The organism is Paraburkholderia sp. BCC1886 (assembly GCF_900996245.1).
Classification (GTDB): domain Bacteria; phylum Pseudomonadota; class Gammaproteobacteria; order Burkholderiales; family Burkholderiaceae; genus Paraburkholderia.
This window is the reverse complement of record NZ_CAAJGK010000107.1, coordinates 229869-251018: the sequence shown is the minus strand read 5'-3', so window position 1 is coordinate 251018 and position 21150 is coordinate 229869. Positions and strand designations below refer to the sequence as shown.

The window sequence follows — 21150 nt, the reverse complement described above, 5'->3', positions numbered from 1 at the left end:
GTCGCGCCATACGAGAAACCGCTCACGAGCCCGAGCGGTTTTTTTTCGCCCGCGTTTCTGATGCTAATCCTCACGCTTATGCTTTTGCGGCCGGTTGCCGCAAGATGTACGTGAACGTACACGTTGAAGTACAATGCCGACTGCCTCGAGAAGCCGATCTCTTATGCCGAAAGACACGTCCGCCCCACTCACCGTGCGCGATGCCGCCGAACGACTCGGCGTCACGCCGCGCACGCTGAAGTATTACGAGGAACGCGGCCTCGTTTCGCCCACGCGCAGCGAGGGCCGCTACCGGCTCTACGACGAAGAAGACCTGAAACGTTTCGGACGCATTCTGCGTTTGCGCTCGCTCGGTTTTTCACTGCAAAGCGTGACCGAGATGTTGAAGCGGCCACTCGAACCGGTCGACGGCGGTCATCGCTATTCGCTCGAATCGTTGCAACAGATTCGCGATGCGATCGCCGAACAGGCGGATGCGCTCGACGCGCGCATCGAGTCGATGCGGCGTGAGCTCAAGGAAGCGCAAAAGCTGCGCGCCGATCTCGCGCCCGATCTGGACTATCTCGAACGGCGCCTCGCCGGCGAAAACGCCGACACCCTGCTAGAACAACGCCGCAAAGTACGCGTAGCGACGCCCGGCGTAGCGACGCCCGGCGTAGCGGCGCCCGGCGCATCGACGCCCCGCGCATCGGCGCCCGACGCATCGACGCCCGGCGCATCGGCGCCCGACGCATCATCACCCGATGCGACCTCGCCGAAGAGCACAACCACCCGCAAACCCACCCGCAAACCCACACGCGCCCGCAGCAAACCAGGCGACCTGTCATGAGCGCAAACGCGCCCCGCGTGCCGCTATTGAGCGTCGACAAACTGCGCGGCGACTTCTTCCCCTGGGTGCTGGCCATCGTCACCGGCCTCGATTATTTCGACAACGCCATCTTCTCGTTTTTCACCAGTTACATCGCCGGCGGCATCAACGCGTCGCCCGACGAACTGGTGTGGGCCTCCAGCTCGTACGCAGTGGCCGCGGTGCTCGGCATCCTGCAGCAACAGTGGTGGGTCGAGCGCTTCGGTTATCGCCGTTACGTCGCGGCCTGCATGCTGCTGTATTCGGCGGGGGCGGTCGCGTCGACGCTCTGCGAATCCTCGTTCGAACTCGCGTTGGCGCGCGGCTTTCAAGGCTACTTCATCGGCCCGATGATGGGTACCTGCCGCATCCTGATCCAGATGAGTTTCAAGCCGCAACAGCGACCGGCGGCCACCCGCGCGTTCCTTCTGATGATCGTGCTCGGCAGCGCGCTCGCACCGCTGATCGGCGGTCAGCTGGTGGCCCACTTCGACTGGCGCGCGCTGTTCGCCTGCACCGCGCCGGTGGGCGTGCTGTTCGCGCTGCTCGCCCTGCTCGCGCTGCCCGACAGCGGCAACCGCCTGCCGGAGGAGCGCGGCTCGGCGCACTTCTGGCCTTACCTGATTTTCGCGTTCGCGCAAGGCGCGCTGCAGATCGTGATGCAGCAGGTGCGCTTCCAGTTGTTCAGCGCATCGCCCGGACTGATTCTGCTGACGCTCGCCGGCCTCGTCGCGCTGGGCTGGTTCGCGTATCAGCAATGGCATCACCCGTCGCCGCTCGTGCGTCTGCACGCATTGCGCGAGAAAGTCTTCCAGGTTGGGCTCGTGCTGTACATGTTCTACTACTACATCTCGACGGTGTTGAGCTATCTGATCTCGCGCTTTCTCGAAGGCGGCCTGGATTATCCGGTCGACAACGCCGGCCAGCTGGTCGGCATCACCTCGCTCATTTCCGCGAGCGCGCTCTTCTTCTACTTCCGTTACGCCAAACTCCTGCCGCACAAGAAGTGGATCATCGTGCCGGGCTTCGGGCTGGCCGCGCTCACCTGCGCAGCAATGATGCGCATGTCGCCGGGCGTCGGCGAAGCCGCGCTGATTCTGCCGATGCTGCTGCGCGGTCTGCTGCTGCTCTTCATCGTGCTGCCGGTCGCCAATCTGACGTTCCGCGTGTTTGCCATCGAAGAATTCACGCACGGCTACCGGCTGAAAAACATCGTGCGCCAATTGACCATCTCGTTTGCGACCGCATCGGTCATCATCGTCGAACAGCATCGGCTCGCCCTGCATCAAAGTCGCCTCGCCGAGTTCGTGAATCCGTACAATCCGGTGTTTCAGAACGCGCTCGCCGCGCTGACCCGAAGCTTCACCGCCGCCGGCCGGCCGCCTTCGGACGCGCATGCGCTGGCGCTGGTGACGATCAGCCGGAGCGTCGCGCAGCAGGCCAGCTTTCTGAGTTCGCTGGACGGCTTCTACTTCCTGATCGGCGTGGCGATATGCGGCGGCCTGTTCGCCGCGTGGCAAAAGCGGATCGACTAAAAGGCTTCATCAGGCCATGTTCTCGAAATTGACCCAATGGCTAGGCACGCGCCGCCGCGACCGCGCGCTGCGCGACTACGCGATCGACGACGCGCTCTGGCAAGCGACGCTCGAGCGCCTGCCGTTTCTCGCCCGCCTCGCAGCGCCCGATCTCGCGCGTCTGCGTGAGATGACGAGCCTGTTCATCGCGCAGAAAGAATTCTCGACGGCGCACGACCTCGAACTCACCGACGCGATGACCGTCGCGATCGCCGCGCAAGCCTGTTTGCCGGTACTGAACCTGAGTCTCGATCTGTACCGCGGCTGGGTAGGCGTGATCGTTTATCCGGGCGAATTCGTGATCCGCAAGACGGTCGAGGACGAAGACGGCGTGGTGCACGAAGTCGAGCAGGACGCAAGCGGCGAAGCGTGGGAAGGCGGCCCGGTCGTGCTGTCATGGGAAGACGCGCAGATGACCGGCGGCAGCGACGCCTACAACGTGGTCATCCACGAATTCGCGCACAAGCTCGACATGCTGAACGGCGAAGCGGACGGCCACCCGCCGCTCGTGCGCCGCTGGCACGCGCCACTGGACTCGAGCGGCTGGGCGGACGTGTTCGACCACGCGTACGACCACTTCTGCGCCCAGGTCGATGCGGTGCCGCAACGGCGCTGGACGCGTTTCGAACGCGATTCGCTGATCGATCCGTATGCGGCCGATCACCCGTCGGAGTTTTTCGCGGTCTGCAGCGAGGCGCTGTTCGTTGCGCCCGAAGCGTTCGAGGCTGCGTATCCCGAGCTTTACCGGCTACTTGCGCGCTATTACCGTCAGGACCCGGCGCAGGTCGGCCTGGCTTTCACGACTGCCTGAAAACGGCGAAAAACCGCCCCGCCGTTCGTCAACCGTCTGATTTTCTGGCATAATCGCGGTTTTTCGACCATAGGCAAGTGGCTCGCGCCTAGATGCCGTCCGCTTCAAAGCGGCGGCTCGCGGGTTGGCTACCGCCAGATTAAAGGAAAGACCATGAAAGAAGGCATTCACCCGAATTACCGCGAAGTCCTGTTCATCGACATGTCGAACGACTTCAAATTCATCACGCGCTCGACCATCAACACGCGTGAAACCGGCGAATTCGAAGGCAAGACGTATCCGCTGGCCAAGATCGAAGTGTCGTCGGAATCGCATCCGTTCTACACCGGTCAACAAAAAATCATGGACACGGCAGGCCGCGTCGAGAAGTTCAACAAGAAGTTCGGTACGCGCGCTACCGGCAAGGCAGCAGCAAAGTAATATCCGCCTCGGCGCCGGTTACGGCCGGCTTCGAAGCAGCAAAAAAGGGCAGCGCGAGCTGCCCTTTTTTTACGCCGCGTCGCCTCGTTACGCCCGCTTCCGCTTTCTGCGAACGCTCTCGTGACGCGCATCACGCCGCACGACTACAATGCCGGATGCTCAAGATCGGCCCTTCCAGCCAGACACGATGGTCGGCCCTGCGTTTGCCACAGCGTGCTGCACCGCGTCTGCCACTGCGACCGGCCTCGGGTTCCCGTAGCACCGCTCACCCAGAACACACATACACCGCATGAGACCTGTCGTTCGCCTGACTGCCTCAGCGACCAGTGCCTTGCCGCGCTGGCTGCTGCTGACCATCTGTATCGTCTACGCGTCGTTCGGCCTGTTCGGCCGCGACCCGTGGAAGAACGAAGACGCAGCCGGCTTCGGCGTCATGTGGACCATGGCCAACGGCAGCGCGCACGACTGGCTGCTGCCCAACCTGGTCGGCAAATACCTGACTGAAGACGGCCCGCTCGGCTACTGGCTCGGCGCCAGTTCGATCCGCGCGCTCGCGCCCTGGGTCGATGCGAGCAACGCATCGCGCGTCTTCACCGGCCTGCTGTTCTGTGCGGGCTGCGCGTTCGTCTGGTATGCCGCCTATCTGCTCGGCCGCCGCGCCGAGATCCAGCCGTTCAAATATGCGTTCGGCGGCGAACCGGAACCGCGCGATTATGGCCGCACGCTTGCCGACGGCGCCTTGCTGATCCTGCTCGCCTGCTTCGGTCTTGCCGAACGCGGTCACGAAACCACGCCACAACTCGCGCAGTTCGTCGGTATCGCGATGCTCGTGTACGGGCTCGTGCGAATGATCGACAAGCCGGTTCAGGGCGCGCTCATCTGGGGTCTTGCGCTTGGCCTCGTCACGCTCGCGAGCAGTCCGGTGCTGGTCGGCGCGCTGCTGCTGGGCACGCTGGCGATGACGCTGATCGTGCGCGAGACGCGCTCGCGCTGGCTGCTGCTGGCGGGTCTGCCGGTGGCGCTCGTGGTGTCGATTGCCTGGCCGATCGCCGCCATCGCCGCTTTTCCCGACGACGCGGTCTGGTACCTGAATCAATGGGTGCACGTGAGCGTGAGTTCGTTTGCCGGACCGCCGGGTTCGGTCGCGGCTTACGCGCTGAAAAACCTGCCGCTCTTCACCTGGCCCGCGTGGCCGCTGGCCTTGTGGGCATGGTTCAGCTGGTCGGGTCTGCGGCGCGCGCCGCACGTCGCGATTCCGCTTTCGGTCATCGGGCCGCTGCTGGTGCTGGTGATTCTGCAGGCGCATCAATCGAACCGTCTTTACATGCTGCTGTTGCCGCCGCTCGCGGTGCTCGCCGCGTTCGCGCTGCCCACACTCAAACGCGGCGCGATCAATGCGATCGACTGGTTCGCGCTGTTGAGCTTCACGATTCTCGGCAGCTTCGTGTGGCTGGTCTACATCGCCGGCCTGACGGGTTTTCCGCATCAACTCGCGCGCAACCTCGCGCGCCTCGCGCCCGGCTTCGCGCCGCAGTTCAAGATTCTGTCGTTCGTCTGCGCGGTCGCGGTGACGGTGTGCTGGTTCGTGCTGGTGCGCTGGCGGCTCGCGCGCCATCCGAAGGTCTTGTGGCGCAGCGTCGTGCTGTCCAGCGCCGGCACCACGCTGATGTGGGTTCTGCTGATGACGCTGTGGCTGCCGGTGGTCAACTACAGCCGCACGTATAAGGACGTCGCCGAGCAGATCGCCGCGCATCTGCCCGAGGACTACACCTGCATTTCGCCGGTGCGTCTGGGCAATGCGCAGATTGCGACCTTCGCCTATTTCGGCGATATGCACTTCTCCTTCGACCAGGATTGCGACGTGATCCTGCGTCAGGATACGCAGGACTACGGCGACCCGAGCGCAATGTCGAACTTCGCATGGAAGCTGGTGTGGGAAGGCCGCCGCGTGGCCGACCGCGACGAACGCTTCCGGCTGTACGTGCGGATCGACCGGCCGATTCCGCCGCCGACCGTCAAACGCCGCATCTGGCGCAGAAAGGCCGACTGAGCATGTTCGCCGACGTCAGGAAGATCGCCGCACTCGCGTGGCCGGTGCTGATCGGCCAGTTGGCGATCATCGCGTTCGGCGTGGTCGACACGGCGATGGTCGGCCGCTACTCGGCCGTCGATCTGGCCGCGCTCGGACTCGGCTCGTCGATCTACATTTCGGTCTATATCAGTCTGACCGGCATTCTGACGGCGCTGCAGCCAATCACCGCGCAACTCTACGGCGCGCGGCGCTATACCGAGATCGGCGAGGAAACGCGCCAGTCCCTGTGGCTTGCGCTCGTGCTGACCGTGATCGGCTTTCTGATTCTTTATTTCCCGCAGCCGATGCTGCACCTCGCCCGCGTGCCCGACGCACTGCACGAGCGCACGGTCGCGTATCTGCAGATTCTGGCCTTCGGGTTGCCAGCCGGACTCGCATTTCGCGTCTATAGCTCGATCAGCAATGCGGTCGGCCAGCCGCGGCTCGTGATGATCCTGCAGATCGGCGCCCTGCTGCTCAAGTTTCCGCTCAACACGTGGTTCATCTTCGGCGGATTCGGCGTGCCGGCGCTCGGCGGACCGGGCTGCGCGCTCGCCAGCACCGCGATCAACTGGGGACTCGCGCTGGTCGGCCTGACTCTGCTGACGCGGGTACGGGTATTCAAACCGTTCGGAATTTTTTCGCGCTTCTGCTGGCCGGTCTGGCAACGTCAGGCGGCACAGTTGCGGCTCGGCGTGCCGATGGGCCTGTCGTATCTGATCGAAGTCACGTCTTACACGTTCATGGCGCTGTTCATCGCGCGCTTCGGCACGACCACGCTCGCCGGGCATCAGATTGCCGCCAACTTCGGCGCGGTGCTGTACATGACGCCGCTGTCGATCGGCATCGCCTCGTCGACGCTGGTCGCTCAGGCACTCGGCGCGCATCGTCCGGCGGACGCGCGGGCGCTATCGCGGCATGGCATCACGATGGCCGTGATCATCGCGTGCTGCTACGGGGCGATCGTGCTGGCGCTGCGACCGTACGTGATTCACGCCTACACGCCCGATCCCCAGGTCCTCGCGGCGGCGATGCCGCTCGTGCTGATCGTCGTCTTCTATCATCTGTTCGACGCGCTGCAGATCACCACCGCGTTCGTGCTGCGCGCGTACAAGGTGGCGGTGGTGCCGACCGTCATCTACGCGGTCGCGCTGTGGGGCGTGGGGTTGGGCGGCGGTTACGCGCTCGGCTTCGATGTTACCGGCACGACACCCGACTGGCTCACCGGCGCGCGCGGCTTCTGGGTCGCGAATATGGCGAGTCTGGCGATTGCGGGCGCCGGTCTGCTGATTTACTGGCGCGTGGTGAGCCGGCGGTATCTGCAAGCCGGCGCCACGCCGGGAATGAATGCAGATGCGGACGCAGATGCGGACGCGGACGCAGCCCGCTAGTCCCCATCGTGACGCGCGAACACCTCGCGCGCCGCGAACAACGCGTTCAATGCCGCTGGAAACCCGGCGTATAGCGCCATCTGCATGAACACCTCGACGATTTCTTCTCTCGTGCAGCCGACATTCAGCGCGGCCTCGATATGCACCTTCAATTGCGGTTGCGCGCAGCCGAGCGTGGCCAGCGAGGCGATCGTCGCGATCTCCCTCGCGCGCAGATCGAGTTGCGGGCGGCTGTAGATATCCCCGAAGCCGAATTCGATCAGCAGACGGCCGAAGTCCGGCGCAATCAGTGCGAGCGACGCGATGACCTGTTCGCCGGCCGCGCCGTCGATTTCCTTCAGTTTTTCCCAGCCCCGGCTGTAGCGGTCGTGGTGTGCGTGTTCCATGGCGAGTCCTGTTCCTGTTCTGGTTGCGGTTGAGTGGAGTCAGTCGGTCCAGACGCATCGAAACCGGCCGCCGCTTCGATCGCCTCGTAGGTGGCAATCTTGTCGACAATCGCGCCAAGGTTGCTTTGCAGCTCGGCGATCCGCGCCAAAACCGCGTCCCGATGCGCCACCAGACTCAGACGTCGTTCGGTTACGGTCGGCGCTCCCTCTGCCCGCAATGCCGCGAACGCCTGCATCCCGGCGATCGGCATGCCGGTCGCCTTCAGGCGCATCAGGAACCTCAGCCAATCGAGATCGGCCGGCGAATACAGCCGGTGCCCCGCCCGCGAACGCCCGACCGGCCGGATCAACGCGGCCTGTTCGTAGTAGCGCAGCGTGTGCGTCGAGACGCCGAGGACGTCGGCGACTTGCCCGATGGTGAGTGGTTTCGACTGGATCGACATGACGGAACTCAGGTTAGGACTTCGAGTGCACTCTAAGTCAAGCGGCGAGCGCTGTCATTTTCGTCTGCTGTATTGGAGCGACTGGCGGGTTTATGGCGGCCGGTATTGATCGATAAACTCACAACAGCCTTATCTGCGGGCAAAAGCTTCAAATCGTCTTCACACTGATTTACTTGTCACGAATCGATCGGTATAAATCGTCGGCGTTCGTAAAAGGGGCGCGCAATTTGTCCTATGCTTCCCTAAACCTTTTTTGGTTTGGGCGCGACCTGATTGGCCAGGCCGCGTCGTCCGTTTCCCGCTAACTGTTTGCTCTCGATGGAGTGCTTGCCATGCTGAAGAAGCTTGTGATGCTTTGCGTTGCGTTGGCGTTGTCGCTGTCGGCCGGATTCGCGGCGGCAGTCGAAGTGAATTCCGCCGATCAGGCGGCGCTCGAATCCGTAAAGGGCATCGGCCCGGTGCATGCTAAAGCCATCATCGACGAACGCAGCAAGAACGGCCCATTCAAGAGCGCGGACGACCTCGCGACGCGTGTCAAAGGCATCGGCACGAAGTCGGTGACCAACCTCGAAGCAGCCGGTTTGACGATCAACGGTTCGTCGGCGCCGCCGAGCGGCGTGAAGACGCCGACCAAGGCGGCCAGCAAGACCATCCCCGGCCCGGCAACGGCGACCGCGACGCCCGCGACCACGGCGGCGCCGGCTGCGACACCGGCCCCGGCCCCGACCGCCACCGACGCCGCCTCCGGCGCGAAACCCAGCAAATCGAAACGCAAGAGCAAAGCCGCCGCGGCTTCGGATGCAGCAGAGCCGGCTACCGCCACCGCCAGCGCGCCGGCCGACGCGTCCGGCAGCAAGACCTCGAAGAAGAAGGCGAAGAAGAGCAAGGCAGCCTCGGCAGCAGCGGCATCCGGCGGCGCCTGACACTCCCAGGGCGGCCAGGCAGCCACAACGCCAGGCCGTCACGTCGTCACGTCGTCACGTCGTCACGTCGTCACGTCGTCACGTCGTCACGTCGTCACGTCGTCACGTCGTCACGTCGTCACGTCGTCAGGCCGCCACGCTGCCGCGAGCAGCGGCAAGTCGGCCGCCTCGCGCTTCTTCGTACCGGCGTCGCACAACCGTGCGGCGCTTCCACCCGCCGACCGTCGAACACGCGTCGGCATTCAAGAGAGACCGTCATGAGCCTACTCGACACACTCGGTTCCCTGGTTGGCAAATCGCCCGAAGGCGGCGGCCAGCAAGCCCTCATCACCACCGCGCTCGAATTCGTGAACAACCAGCCCGGCGGCCTGAATGGCCTGATCGAACGCTTCAGGGAGAAAGGCCTCGGCGACGTCGTGTCGTCGTGGGTCAGCAACGGCGAGAACCAGCCGATCGGCGCCGATGCGCTGCATAGCGTGCTCGGTTCGGAAACGGTTACGAACCTCGCCGCCAAAGCCGGCGTGCAGCCGGATCAGGTTACCGGCCTGCTGTCGCAGATTCTGCCGCACGTGGTGAATGCCGCCACGCCCGAAGGCGAAGTGCCCGCCGAAGGCAAACTGAACTCGACGACGGTGCTGGGTGCGCTCGGTGGACTGTCGGCGCTGTTTGGGAAGGGCAACGCTTAAGTAGGCTGGCCGCCGCATAGCACGCAACCCAACGCGCCACCCCGCAAAAAAAAAGCGGCAACGAATCAGCTTCGTTGCCGCTTTCCTCTTCCTGGCCAGGCGCCGGCCTCTTACGAGGTCACGCCTCGCTGCAAGTCGCTCAATGCACGACCCGGTCGAACACCAGTTGGCCGTCGTGCAACTCCACCGGAATCACGTCCTTCGGACCGAACTTGCCGGCCAGAATCAGCTTGGCGACTGGGTTTTCGATCTCCTGCTGGATAGCGCGCTTCAACGGCCGCGCGCCGAACAGCGGATCGTAGCCCACCTTGCCGACGTGTTCGAGCGCTTCGTCCGACACGATCAACTGCATGTCGAGCTTGGCGAGCCGTTCGTGCAGCCGCTGCAACTGGATGCGTGCGATCGACTGGATGTTCGAGCGGTCGAGTGCATGGAACACCACCACGTCGTCGATCCGGTTCAGGAACTCGGGCCGGAAGTGCAGCTTGACCTCTTCCCAGACCGCGTCCTTCACCGACTCCTGCGGCTCGCCGACCATCGACTGGATAACCTGCGAACCGAGGTTCGACGTCATCACGATGACCGTGTTCTTGAAGTCCACGGTACGGCCCTGGCCATCGGTCATGCGGCCGTCGTCGAGCACCTGCAGCAGCACGTTGAACACGTCGGGGTGCGCCTTCTCGATTTCGTCCAGCAGAATCACGCTGTACGGCTTGCGACGCACGGCTTCGGTCAGGTAACCGCCTTCCTCGTAGCCCACGTATCCCGGCGGCGCGCCGATCAGACGGGCGACGCTATGCTTCTCCATGAACTCGCTCATATCGATACGGATGAGATGGTCTTCCGAATCGAACAGGAACGACGCCAGCGCCTTGCACAGTTCGGTCTTGCCCACGCCGGTCGGCCCGAGGAACAGGAACGAACCATACGGCCGGTTCGGATCGGACAGACCTGCGCGCGAGCGACGGATTGCGTCGGCCACCGCGGTGATCGCCTCGTCCTGACCGACCACGCGATCGTGCAGTTTCTCCTCGATTTGCAGCAGCTTTTCGCGCTCGCCCTGCATCATGCGCGACACCGGAATGCCGGTGGAGCGCGACACGACTTCGGCGATTTCCTCGGCGCCCACCTGCGTGCGCAACAGCCGCGGACGCGTCGGGTTGTTCTGCTCCTTCGCCTCGGCCTGTGTGACTTCCTTTAACTGCGCTTCGAGCCCGGGCAGCTTGCCGTACTGCAACTCGGCGACCTTCTCGAGCTTGCCTTCGCGCTGCAAGCGCGTGATTTCCGCGCGAGTCTTCTCGATCTCTTCCTTCAACTGCGCGCTGCCCTGCACCGCCGCTTTCTCGGCGGTCCAGATTTCGTCCAGGTCCGAGTAGTCGCGATTGAGCCGCTCGATTTCTTCTTCGATCAGTTGCAGACGCTTTTGCGACGCTTCGTCTTTTTCCTTCTTGACGGCCTCGCGTTCGATCTTCAACTGGATCAGGCGACGATCGAGCCGGTCCATTTCTTCGGGCTTCGAATCGATTTCCATCTTGATCTTCGACGCGGCTTCGTCGATCAGGTCGATGGCCTTGTCGGGCAGAAAACGGTCGGTGATATAGCGCTGTGACAGTTCCGCCGCGGCGACGATGGCCGGGTCGGTAATGTCCACGCCATGATGCAGTTCGTACTTCTCCTGCAGCCCGCGCAGAATCGCGATGGTCGCTTCCACCGACGGTTCGTCCACCAGCACTTTCTGGAACCGCCGTTCGAGCGCCGCATCTTTCTCGATGTACTTGCGATACTCGTCGAGCGTGGTGGCGCCCACGCAATGCAACTCGCCGCGCGAGAGCGCGGGCTTGAGCATATTGCCCGCGTCCATCGCGCCTTCGGCCTTGCCCGCGCCGACCATCGTGTGAATTTCGTCGATGAAGACGATGGTTTGCCCTTCGTCCTTGGCGATGTCGCTCAGCACGGCTTTCAGGCGCTCTTCGAACTCGCCGCGATACTTGGCGCCGGCCAGCAGCGCCGCCATGTCGAGCGACAGCACGCGCTTGCCCTTCAGCGTTTCCGGCACTTCGCCGTTGACGATACGCTGCGCGAGCCCTTCGACGATCGCGGTCTTACCCACGCCCGGCTCGCCGATCAACACCGGGTTGTTCTTGGTGCGGCGTTGCAGGATCTGGATGGAGCGGCGAATTTCGTCGTCGCGGCCGATCACCGGGTCGAGCTTGCCGGCGCGTGCGCGCTCGGTCAGGTCGACGGTGTATTTCTTCAGCGCTTCACGCTGGCTTTCCGCGTCCTGGCTATGCACCTGCGAACCGCCGCGCACCGCGGCAATCGCGCTTTCGAGCGACTTGCGCGACAGGCCGTGCTGACGCGCGACGCGGCCGGCTTCGCCTTTGTCGTCGGCGACCGCGAGCAGGAACATCTCGCTCGCGATGAACGTGTCGTTGAGTTTTTGCGCTTCCTTGTCGGCCTGATTGAGCAGGCCGGTAAGTTCGCGGCCGATCTGCACGTTGCCGTCCGTGCCCTGCACTTGCGGCAGGCGCGTCATGGCGTCGTTCAACGCGGTTTGCAGTGCCTGCACGTGCACGCCGGCCCGTGACAGCAGCGAGCGCGCCGAGCCGTCCTGCTGGGCGACGAGCGCCGAGAGGACGTGAACCGGTTCGATATATTGATTGTCGTGACCGACCGCGAGACTCTGCGCGTCGGCCAGTGCTTCCTGGAACTTAGTGGTAAGTTTGTCGATTCTCATTGAGAGACCTCCAATTTCAATTACCACCAAAATGAGGCGTTTTACGCGGGTTTCAAGCGGTTTTTTGCAGCGAGCGACAACTATTTGACAATTGTCGCGAATGAACTGCCATCGCCCGGTTATCTCGCCATCACCCGGCTAGCTGCGGGCCGGCCGGCCCGGGCTGTCCGATCGGCACGATCGGTATCACGCTGTTCAAGCCGAGCAACGCCGCCAGCGGACCGAGCGGTTGTGCGACCTCGCCGATCGTACAGCGGTCGAGTTCCGCGAAAAAAGCATTGCGCGCCGCTTCGATCACGCCGCGCAAACGGCACTGCGGACTGATCACACACGCGCGCCGCTCGCCCTGCTGATCCGGAAAGCAGCCCACCAGCGCGAAGTCGTTTTCCGTCGCGCGGACGATCTCGCCGATCGTCAGCGCGCTGGTCTGCTCCGAGAGCCGCAGACCGCCATTGCGCCCGCGCACCGTGTCGATCCAGCCCAGTTCGCCGAGACGCTGCACGACTTTCATCAAATGGTTCTTGGAGATGCCGTACGAGTCCGAGATGTCCTGGATCGTCGACAGGCCCTGGCCGCGCACGGTGAGATACAGCAGCACGCGCAGGGAATAGTCCGTGTAGTCGGTGAGTCGCATAAGCAGCTTCACGATGAGCGCAAGCCGCGATCGGGGAAAACCGCGTCGACGCAAGGGTTGCCGGCGGCTGTCTCTTCGCCATAAGATGCGGGCGCGACGCATATTTTGTTATTTTGCGTCGACAGTCGGTGTTGGTCTTTCGGCTGCAATATTAACGGTTCATGACCCGCGCATTCTTACGAAAAGCGGGGTAATCGCAGTCTACTTCGGTGCGTTTCACCGTGTAGCACCTTCTTCCCGTCGCAAATCGATGAATCCGACCTTCCCCGCCGCGCCGGCACTCGAGCGCGCAGCCGAACCCACCGAAGCGAATATCCGTGAACTCGTCTATGGGTTTTACGATCGCGTGCGTGCCGATCCGCTGCTCGGTCCGGTGTTCGACGCGAGCCTCGCAGGGCGCTGGGACGATCATCTCCCAAAAATGTGCAGTTTCTGGAGCAGCCTCGTGCTGGGGGCGAAGCAATATCGCGGCAACGTGCAGCAGGCGCATCAGCCGCTCGCGGGCATCGAGCCGCAACACTTCAGTCGCTGGCTGTATCTGTTCCTGGATACGGTCGAATCGCGCTATCGGCCGGCGGCGGCGGTCCGCTTCATGGAACCGGCGCTGCGCATCGCGCAGAGTCTGCAGCTGAGCCGGTTCGGTTGGGATTACACGATTCCGGCGGAGCAACTGGCCTTGCTCGAGCGAGTCGCGCCGCGTCGGCGGACCCGGGATGCGGATAACGCGGATGGCGCGAATGGCGATCATGCCGCCCATGCTCCGACGCAGCCGCCGCTACGTCCGCGTCCGCCTGGCGAGCCGTTTCCGACGCGAATCGTCGGCAAGCAGGAAGACTGAACAGGCCACCCACGCTTCGGCGTACCGCTAACGCTTATTCCCTAGGCTTCGAGCCGTCCGATGATTTGCCCCAGCGGGCCAGCGCCGCGTCGTCGGTGACACGGGCGTCCACCCAGCGCTCGCCGGTTTCGGTCTTTTCTTTCTTCCAGAACGGCGCCTGGGTTTTCAGATAATCCATCACGAATTCGCAGGACGCAAAGGCGTCGCCGCGATGCGCGGCGGTCGTCGCCACCAGCACGATCTGATCGAGCGGATACAGCTTGCCGACCCGATGCACGATCAGCACCTCGATGCCCGGCCAGCGCTCGCGCGCGTCGACGACGATGGCTTCCAGCGATTTCTCCGTCATGCCCGGATAGTGCTCGAGCTCCATGGTTTCGACGATGCTGCCGTCGTTCAGATCGCGCACCGTCCCGACGAAGCACGCCACCGCGCCGATCTTCGGATTGCGGGCGCGCAACGCTGCCACCTCCGCGCTGAGGTCGAAATCTTCGGTCTGGACACGAATCGGCATGGCTCGCCTCAACCGCCGGTGACGGGTGGGAAAAACGCGACCTCGCAACCGTCGGTGAGACGGGTGCCGGCGTCGGTCATCTCGTGGTTGCAGGCCATGCGCAGTGCGCGGCCTTCGGCTAGCGCCTCGGCCCAGACGCCGCCGCGTACCCGCAGCCAGCCGCGCACGTCGCCGACCGTGGCGATGCCGTCGGGCAGATCGACGGTTTCATCGGCGGTACCGAGCGCTTCGCGCACGCTCGCAAAATAGCGGAGTTGGATTTTCATGGAATGGCGCGCGCGGCTCAGTTCAGCAGTTCGGAGAAAGGGATGAAGCGGACGGTCTCACCCGCTGCGATCGCATGATTCGGCGGATTGTCGATCAGACCGTCGCCCCACACCGTCGAGGTCAGCACGGCCGAGCTCTGGTTCGGAAACAGATCGAGACCGCCCGCCGGATTGATACGCGCGCGCAGAAACTCGTTGCGGCGATCGGCCTTGGCCTGCGTGAAGTCCGCGCGCAACGACAGCGCGCGCGGCGCGACCGAGTGCACGCCGGCCAGACTCAGGATGAAAGGCCGCACGAACAGCAGGAAGGTCGCGAAACTGGAGACGGGATTGCCGGGCAGGCCGATGAAAAAGGTTTCGCCGGACGCGCCGGGCGTGGCGCCGGTGGCGGCGCTCTGCGAAGAACGCCGCACGGCGCCGAACGCGAGCGGCTTGCCCGGCTTCATGGCGATCTGCCACATGGCGAGACGGCCTTCGGCTTCAACGGCCGGTTTTACATGATCCTCCTCACCGACCGACACGCCGCCGCAGGTGAGGATCAGGTCGTGCGCCTGCGCGGCTTCGCGCAAGGTGGCGCGGGTGGCGTCGAGCCGATCGGCGACGATGCCGTAGTCGGTCACCTCGCAGCCGAGCTTGTCGAGCAGACCGTGCAGCGTAAAGCGATTCGAGTTGTAGATGGCGCCCGGTTTCAGCGGTTCGCCCGGCATGGTCAATTCGTCGCCGGTAAAGAACACCGCGACTTTCACGCGGCGGCGCACTTCGAGTTCAGCGCAGCCGACCGAGGCGGCCAGCCCCAGCGCCTGCGGCGAAAGCCGCGTGCCGGCCGGCAGGATGACCGAGCCGCTACGGATATCCGCGCCTTGCGCCGTGATCCATTCGCCGGGCTGCGGCCGATGCAGCAGCGTGACTTCGTCGCCCGCCACCTCGGCCTGTTCCTGCATGACGATCGCGTCCGCGCCCGGAGGCACCGTCGCGCCGGTGAAAATACGCGCCACGCTGCCCGGCGTGAGCGGTTGCGGCGCATGACCGGCGGGAATCCGTTGCGAGACCGGCAAGCGTACCTCCGTGGCGGCGCCGAAATCCGCGCTGCGCACGGCGTAGCCGTCCATCGAACTGGTGTTCATCGGCGGCACGTCGAGCGGCGACGTGACGTCGGCGGACAGTACGCGATTCAGTGCCTGCAATGTCGGGATGGATTCGGTGCCGGCAATCGGGTGAGCGGCATCGAGAAGCGTCGCCAGCGCATCGGCGGTGGCGAGCATGGGAGCGCGGGGCGTGGGTGTGGACATCGGGTGTGTCGAAGCCGCAGAGAAAAAAGCATTGTAGCGGCGAGCGCGCGGCCGGTGATGTCCGGTGCGCGATACGCCAGACCACGCAACTCGCCGGCATGCCGGCATGCCGGCGAGCAGCGCGCTGCGGGTCCGCGCCGGGCTCAAGCGCCCGTATTCGCCACGATGAAGTCCTTGACCTGCTGCGCATCGGCGGGCAGCACTTCGAAACGCTGCGGCAAGGCTTCCAGTCCCGAGAACGCTGCCGGCCGCTCCGGTTCGCGCAGCAGCGCTTCGCGAATCGTCTCGCCGAACTTGATCGGCTGCGCGGTTTCCAGCACGATCATCGGAATGCCGGGTTGAAGATGTTCGCGCGCGACCTTCAGGCCGTCGGCCGTGTGCGTGTCGATCATCGTGTCGTAGCGTTCGAACACGTCGCGAATCGCCTCCACGCGGTCGGCGTGGCTGCTGCGACCGGACACGAAGCCGAACTCCTTCACGCGCGCGAAGTCGCCGCTCGCCGCGAGGTCGAAACCGCCCTTCTCCTCGACATCGCGGAACAGTTGCAGCACGCGCGCCGGATCCCGATCGAGCAGGTCGAACACGAAGCGCTCGAAATTCGACGCCTTCGAAATGTCCATGCTCGGGCTGGTGGTGTGATACGTCTCCGCGGCCTTGCGCACCCGGTAGATGCCAGTGCGGAAAAACTCGTCGAGCACGTCGTTTTCGTTGGTGGCGACCACCAGCTTTTCGATCGGCAGGCCCATCATGCGTGCGATATGACCGGCACACACATTGCCGAAGTTGCCCGAGGGCACCGTGAACGACACGCGCTCGTCGTTCGATTTCGTTGCCTGGAAGTAGCCCTTGAAGTAGTACACGACCTGCGCGACGACGCGCGCCCAGTTGATCGAGTTGACCGTGCCGATCTTGTACTTCGCCTTGAACGCGTGGTCGTTCGAGACGGCCTTGACGATGTCCTGCGCGTCGTCGAACACGCCTTCCACCGCGATGTTGAAGATGTTCGGGTCCTGCAGGCTATACATCTGCGCGGTCTGGAACGCGCTCATCTTCCTGTGCGGCGAGAGCATGAACACGCGAATGCCCTGCTTGCCGCGCATCGCGTATTCGGCGGCGCTGCCGGTGTCGCCGGAAGTCGCGCCGAGAATGTTCAGCGTCTCACCCTCTTTGGCCAGCGCATATTCGAACAGGTTGCCGATCAACTGCATCGCCATGTCCTTGAACGCGAGCGTCGGCCCGTTCGACAACTCCAGCAACGACAGCGGCGCCCCGTTTTCGATGCCGAGCGTTTTGAGCGGCGTGATGTTCGCCGCGGTTTCGTCGTCGCGCACGTTGCAGTAGGTGGCGGGCGTGTAGGTCTTGCGCGTCAGCGCGCGCAGATCCTCGGCGGGAATGTCGTCGATGAACGTGGAGAGAATCTCGAACGCGAGATCGGCGTACGACAGCGTGCGCCAGCGCGCGAGTTCGGCGTCGCTCACGCGCGGATACTGCGCCGGCAGATAGAGACCGCCGTCTTTCGCGAGGCCGCCCAGCAGGATGTCGGAGAAAGTGTGATGCTCGCCGGCTCCGGCGCCGCGCGTAGAAAGGTAGTTCATAGTTCGGCCTAGTTCAGCGCTTCCATGCGCAGCTTCGTGACTTGCGAGACGACGGTCTGCAACGCTTCGATGGTGGCAATCGCCGCATTGACGTTCTTTTCGACCGTTTCGTGCGTGATCAGCATGATGTCGGTCTCGCCCTTGCCGATGGCGTCGACGTGCTCGGATTCCTTTTGCAGCAACGCGTCGATCGAAATGCCGCGATCGGCCAGAATGCGCGTGATGTCGGCCAGCACGCCGGTCACGTCGGCCACCCGCAGGCGCAGGTAGTAGCTGCTGGTCACGTCGTCGATCGGCAGGATCGGCGTGCTGGACAAGCTGTCCGGCTGGAACGCGAGATGCGGCACGCGGTGCTCCGGGTCGGCCGTATGCAGCCGCGTGACGTCGACCAGATCGGCGACCACCGCCGACGCGGTCGGCTCCGCGCCCGCGCCCTTGCCGTAGTACAGCGTCGTGCCCACCGCGTCGCCATGCACGACGACCGCGTTCATCGCGCCTTCCACGTTGGCGAGCAGACGTTTTTCCGGAATCAGCGTGGGATGCACGCGCAACTCGATGCCCTGCGCCGCGCGCCGAGCGATGCCGAGCAGCTTGATGCGATAGCCGAGTTCTTCCGCGTATTTGATGTCGATTGCCGCAAGCTTGCTGATGCCTTCGACGTGAGCCTTGTCGAACTGCACCGGCACGCCGAACGCGATCGCGCTCATGATGGTGGCCTTGTGCGCGGCGTCCACGCCTTCGATGTCGAAGGTCGGATCGGCTTCGGCATAACCGAGTTCCTGCGCGGCCTTCAGCGCGGTCGCGAAATCGAGGCCGCGGTCGCGCATTTCGGAAAGAATGTAATTCGTGGTGCCGTTGATGATGCCCGCGATGTACTGGATGCGATTGGCGCTCAGCCCTTCGCGCAGCGCCTTGATGATGGGAATGCCGCCCGCCACCGCCGCTTCGAACGCGACCATCACGCCGGTGGCGTGCGCGGCTTCGAAAATCTCCGTGCCGTGCACCGCAAGCAGCGCCTTGTTGGCCGTGACCACATGCTTGCGATTGCGAATCGCGCGCAGTACGAGGTCGCGCGCCACGCCCGTGCCGCCGATCATTTCCGCCACGATATCGATCGACGGATCGTCCACTACCGCATTGAAATCGTCCGTCAGCGCGATGCTGGCGGCCTCGCTGCCGAGCGCCGCGCTCGCCTTGGCGGGATTGCGCACGGCAATGCGCGCGATCTCGATGCCGCGACCCGCGCGACGTTTGATTTCTTCCTGATTGCGGCGCAGTACCGTGAAGGTGCCACTGCCTACCGTGCCGAAGCCCAGCAGTCCAACTTTGATCGGTTCCATGCAGCGTGTGTTGTCGAGTAAAGATTAAAAGGAAACGGGTGTCGGACCCGGGCGGAACAACTGCGGGCGCAGACCAGGCCGCCGCGCCGTTCGCCAGTGTGCGCTAGGCCGTGTGACGTTTGCGATAGCCGTCGAGAAAACGCGCGATCCGGTTGATCGAATCGGCAAGGTCGTCCACGTTCGGCAGGAACACGACGCGGAAGTGATCCGGCGTTTTCCAGTTGAAACCGGTGCCTTGCACGAGCAGCACGCGTTCCGCGAGCAGCAGATCGAGGATGAACTGCTGGTCGTCCTGGATCGGATACATCTTCGGATCGAGGCGCGGGAACATGTAGAGCGCCGCGTCGGGCTTCACGCAGGTGACGCCCGGGATCGCAGTCAGCATGTCATACGCGAGTTCGCGCTGTTTGTACAGGCGCCCGCTCGGCACGATCAGGTCGTTGATGCTCTGGTAGCCGCCGAGCGCGGTCTGGATCGCATACTGGCCGGGTACGTTCGGGCACAGACGCATGGAAGCCAGAATGCCGAGCCCTTCGAAATAGTCCTTGGCGCGGCGGCGATTTTCGCCGGTCAGCCCCGAAATGAACATCCAGCCGGCGCGGTAGCCGCAGGACCGGTAGCTTTTCGACAGGCTGTTGAACGTGACCGTCAGCACGTCTTCGGAGAGCGCCGCCATCGACGTGTGCTGCCTGCCGTCGTAGACGATCTTGTCGTACACCTCGTCGGCGAAAATGACGAGGCCGTGCTGGCGCGCGATGTCGATCAGGCCGAGCAGCAGTTCGTCCGAATACAGTGCGCCGGTCGGATTGTTCGGGTTGATGACGACGAGCGCACGGGTGTTCGGCGTAATTTTGGCGCGGATGTCGTCGAGATCGGGCATCCAGCCGTTCGATTCGTCGCAGATGTAGTGCACCGGCGTGCCGCCCGACAGACTCACGCCGGCGGTCCACAGCGGGTAATCCGGCGCGGGCAGCAGCACTTCGTCGCCGTCGTTCAAGAGGCCCTGCAAGGCCATCACGATCAGCTCGGAGGCGCCGTTGCCGATGTAGATGTCGTCCAGTTCGACGCCGTGCACGCCCTTTTGCTGGGTGTAGTGCATGATCGCCTTGCGCGCGGCGAACACCCCTTTCGAATCCGAATACCCGGACGAGCCCGGCAGGTTCAGGATCATGTCCTGGATGATTTCGTCCGGCGCCTCGAAACCGAACGCCGCCAGATTGCCGATGTTCAGCTTGATGATGCGGTGGCCTTCCTCTTCGAGCCGCTTGGCGTGGTCGAGAACGGGCCCGCGAATGTCGTAACAGACATTCAACAACTTGTTGGATTTGAGAATCGGTTTCACGGCGGGCACTTCATCCTGGTTGATAAGGCTTCTTGGGGGCCTGAGGCCTGAGGCCGGAGGCCGGAGGCGAACCAGCGGGGCCGGATCGAACACGGGGACCGGGCCAATCCGCCAAAGGGGTAATTGTCGGGCAGCATGGCCGGTCATGGTAGCCGGCAGCGAACGCTTGACGCGCGCCAGATAGGTGCTGGACGCGTGCTGGACACGCAAGACAGATAGTCGCGGGCCGCACCTGCCGCACCGTCCGGCTCCTCGGCTTCACTTATGGCGGCACACGAGGATGGGCGCCGCAAGGCAGCCAAAAAGTTATAATTTAGCGGATTTTGGCCGACTTCCGCAATGCGCGACCCGCAACGGCAAGCCTTTCGGCCGCTTTTTTACGGCTTCTGTCCTGCTCGTGCGTCTTTTTCGTGCCCGCCAGCCGGCACTCGGAACGCTCCACGACGACTTCGGAAAATCGATTTGAAATTACATCAGGATGCGAGCGGCGCCCTCAATACCGTCACCGGCTACGGCGCCGACTATGTCGAAATCAATCTGGTGCGGCATTCGGGCAGCATTCTCGTGCTGCCGGAGTCGCCCGTCATTGCCTGGCCGGTGGCTTCCTTCGAGGCGCTCAGCGCCGATCATTTCGCGATGCTGGTGGACTATGCGCCCGAGGTGGTGGTGTTCGGCAGCGGCGAGCGCCTGCGCTTTCCGCATCCGCGCCTGACCGCGGCCCTCACTGCGAAACGCATCGGCGTGGAAACCATGGACTTCAAGGCCGCCTGCCGCACGTACAACATCCTGATGGCCGAGGGCCGCAAGGTCGCCGCCGCGCTGCTGATCGAAGGTTGACGGCGGCTCGTTGCGCACGGCGGCCGGCATCGCTTCCCGCCGGCCGGCGCGACCACCCGACGCGACCGCCCGGCGGGCGCAGCCCCGTGACGCGCCAGGTCAGGCCACGCACGTCGGCGGGCGTTTTGCAAGTCCTCGCCGCGCCCTCGCCGATCACGTACACTGCGCGCCATCATTCCCTACCGGCAAGCGCGGTCGGGACGCGC

At 64.0% G+C, this 21150-nt stretch carries 19 protein-coding genes and 1 pseudogene; 10 read left to right on the top strand and 10 right to left on the bottom strand.

The features are described 5' to 3' along the window. Positions 1–163 precede the first annotated feature (163 nt). The 6 genes and pseudogenes from FQ746_RS31580 to FQ746_RS31555 all read left to right on the top strand — a co-directional run. Positions 164–616, top strand: a pseudogene (locus tag FQ746_RS31580) (MerR family transcriptional regulator); the annotation flags it as partial. Positions 617–825: 209 nt separating this feature from the next. Next, positions 826–2382 carry an MFS transporter gene (locus tag FQ746_RS31575; RefSeq protein ID WP_144113736.1) on the top strand — a complete coding sequence of 519 codons (1557 nt, stop codon included), beginning with the start codon at positions 826–828 and terminating at the stop codon, positions 2380–2382. A gap of 16 nt (positions 2383–2398) precedes the next feature. Continuing rightward, complete coding sequence (locus FQ746_RS31570) at positions 2399–3232, top strand: M90 family metallopeptidase (RefSeq protein WP_144113735.1); 834 nt, start codon at positions 2399–2401, stop codon at positions 3230–3232. Positions 3233–3385: 153 nt separating this feature from the next. After that, entirely contained in the window at positions 3386–3652 is a 267-nt protein-coding gene (locus FQ746_RS31565; protein WP_144113734.1) for a type B 50S ribosomal protein L31, read from the top strand. A 289-nt stretch (positions 3653–3941) separates the two neighbouring features. After that, positions 3942–5702 (top strand): ArnT family glycosyltransferase, encoded by a 1761-nt coding sequence (locus tag FQ746_RS31560; protein WP_144113733.1) that lies wholly within the window; start codon positions 3942–3944, stop codon positions 5700–5702. Positions 5703–5704: 2 nt separating this feature from the next. Then, positions 5705–7114 (top strand): MATE family efflux transporter, encoded by a 1410-nt coding sequence (locus FQ746_RS31555; RefSeq protein ID WP_144113732.1) that lies wholly within the window; start codon positions 5705–5707, stop codon positions 7112–7114. On the opposite strand, the gene FQ746_RS31550 is transcribed toward FQ746_RS31555, so the two are convergent. Then, positions 7111–7500: a carboxymuconolactone decarboxylase family protein gene (locus tag FQ746_RS31550; protein WP_144113731.1), complete on the bottom strand. Its 390-nt coding sequence runs from the start codon at positions 7498–7500 to the stop codon at positions 7111–7113. The genes FQ746_RS31555 and FQ746_RS31550 overlap by 4 nt on opposite strands. Next, entirely contained in the window at positions 7452–7943 is a 492-nt protein-coding gene (locus FQ746_RS31545) for a MerR family transcriptional regulator (RefSeq protein WP_144113730.1), read from the bottom strand. The genes FQ746_RS31550 and FQ746_RS31545 overlap by 49 nt, the downstream gene beginning before the upstream one ends. A gap of 332 nt (positions 7944–8275) precedes the next feature. On the opposite strand from FQ746_RS31545, the gene FQ746_RS31540 reads away from it, so the two are divergent. Together FQ746_RS31540 and FQ746_RS31535 are read left to right on the top strand one after the other, a co-directional pair. Further along, positions 8276–8866, top strand: a complete 591-nt coding sequence (locus FQ746_RS31540) for a ComEA family DNA-binding protein (protein ID WP_144113729.1) — start codon at positions 8276–8278, stop codon at positions 8864–8866. Positions 8867–9123: 257 nt separating this feature from the next. Next, positions 9124–9552 carry a YidB family protein gene (locus tag FQ746_RS31535; RefSeq protein ID WP_144113728.1) on the top strand — a complete coding sequence of 143 codons (429 nt, stop codon included), beginning with the start codon at positions 9124–9126 and terminating at the stop codon, positions 9550–9552. Between the two features lie 139 nt (positions 9553–9691). Here the strand turns inward: FQ746_RS31535 and clpB are convergent, their stop codons facing one another. Both clpB and FQ746_RS31525 read right to left on the bottom strand, forming a co-directional pair. Further along, on the bottom strand, positions 9692–12289 hold the full coding sequence (clpB, locus tag FQ746_RS31530) for an ATP-dependent chaperone ClpB (protein WP_144113727.1): 2598 nt from the start codon (positions 12287–12289) through the stop codon (positions 9692–9694). A gap of 130 nt (positions 12290–12419) precedes the next feature. Beyond that, positions 12420–12923, bottom strand: coding sequence for an RrF2 family transcriptional regulator (locus FQ746_RS31525; RefSeq protein WP_144113726.1), 504 nt, complete (start codon positions 12921–12923; stop codon positions 12420–12422). Positions 12924–13173: 250 nt separating this feature from the next. Between FQ746_RS31525 and FQ746_RS31520 the strand changes: the two genes are divergently transcribed. Next, positions 13174–13761, top strand: coding sequence for a group III truncated hemoglobin (locus tag FQ746_RS31520; protein ID WP_144113725.1), 588 nt, complete (start codon positions 13174–13176; stop codon positions 13759–13761). Between the two features lie 34 nt (positions 13762–13795). On the opposite strand, the gene moaE is transcribed toward FQ746_RS31520, so the two are convergent. The 6 genes from moaE to FQ746_RS31490 all read right to left on the bottom strand — a co-directional run bounded on the left by moaE (position 13796) and on the right by FQ746_RS31490 (position 20116). Next, a complete protein-coding gene (gene moaE / locus FQ746_RS31515) occupies positions 13796–14275 on the bottom strand; it encodes a molybdopterin synthase catalytic subunit MoaE (protein ID WP_144113724.1) in 480 nt (159 codons plus the stop codon). Between the two features lie 8 nt (positions 14276–14283). Next, positions 14284–14541, bottom strand: a complete 258-nt coding sequence (gene moaD / locus FQ746_RS31510; RefSeq protein WP_144113723.1) for a molybdopterin converting factor subunit 1 — start codon at positions 14539–14541, stop codon at positions 14284–14286. Between the two features lie 17 nt (positions 14542–14558). Beyond that, positions 14559–15803 carry a gephyrin-like molybdotransferase Glp gene (gene glp / locus FQ746_RS31505; protein WP_144113801.1) on the bottom strand — a complete coding sequence of 415 codons (1245 nt, stop codon included), beginning with the start codon at positions 15801–15803 and terminating at the stop codon, positions 14559–14561. A gap of 170 nt (positions 15804–15973) precedes the next feature. After that, positions 15974–17425, bottom strand: coding sequence for a threonine synthase (thrC, locus tag FQ746_RS31500; protein WP_144113722.1), 1452 nt, complete (start codon positions 17423–17425; stop codon positions 15974–15976). 8 nt (positions 17426–17433) lie between these two features. After that, on the bottom strand, positions 17434–18765 hold the full coding sequence (locus FQ746_RS31495; protein ID WP_144113721.1) for a homoserine dehydrogenase: 1332 nt from the start codon (positions 18763–18765) through the stop codon (positions 17434–17436). A gap of 103 nt (positions 18766–18868) precedes the next feature. Then, positions 18869–20116 carry a pyridoxal phosphate-dependent aminotransferase gene (locus tag FQ746_RS31490; protein WP_144113720.1) on the bottom strand — a complete coding sequence of 416 codons (1248 nt, stop codon included), beginning with the start codon at positions 20114–20116 and terminating at the stop codon, positions 18869–18871. A gap of 453 nt (positions 20117–20569) precedes the next feature. Here FQ746_RS31490 and FQ746_RS31485 point away from each other — a divergent pair, with 453 nt between their 5' ends. Beyond that, positions 20570–20944 (top strand): Mth938-like domain-containing protein, encoded by a 375-nt coding sequence (locus tag FQ746_RS31485; protein ID WP_144113719.1) that lies wholly within the window; start codon positions 20570–20572, stop codon positions 20942–20944. The last annotated feature ends 206 nt before the right edge of the window (positions 20945–21150 follow it).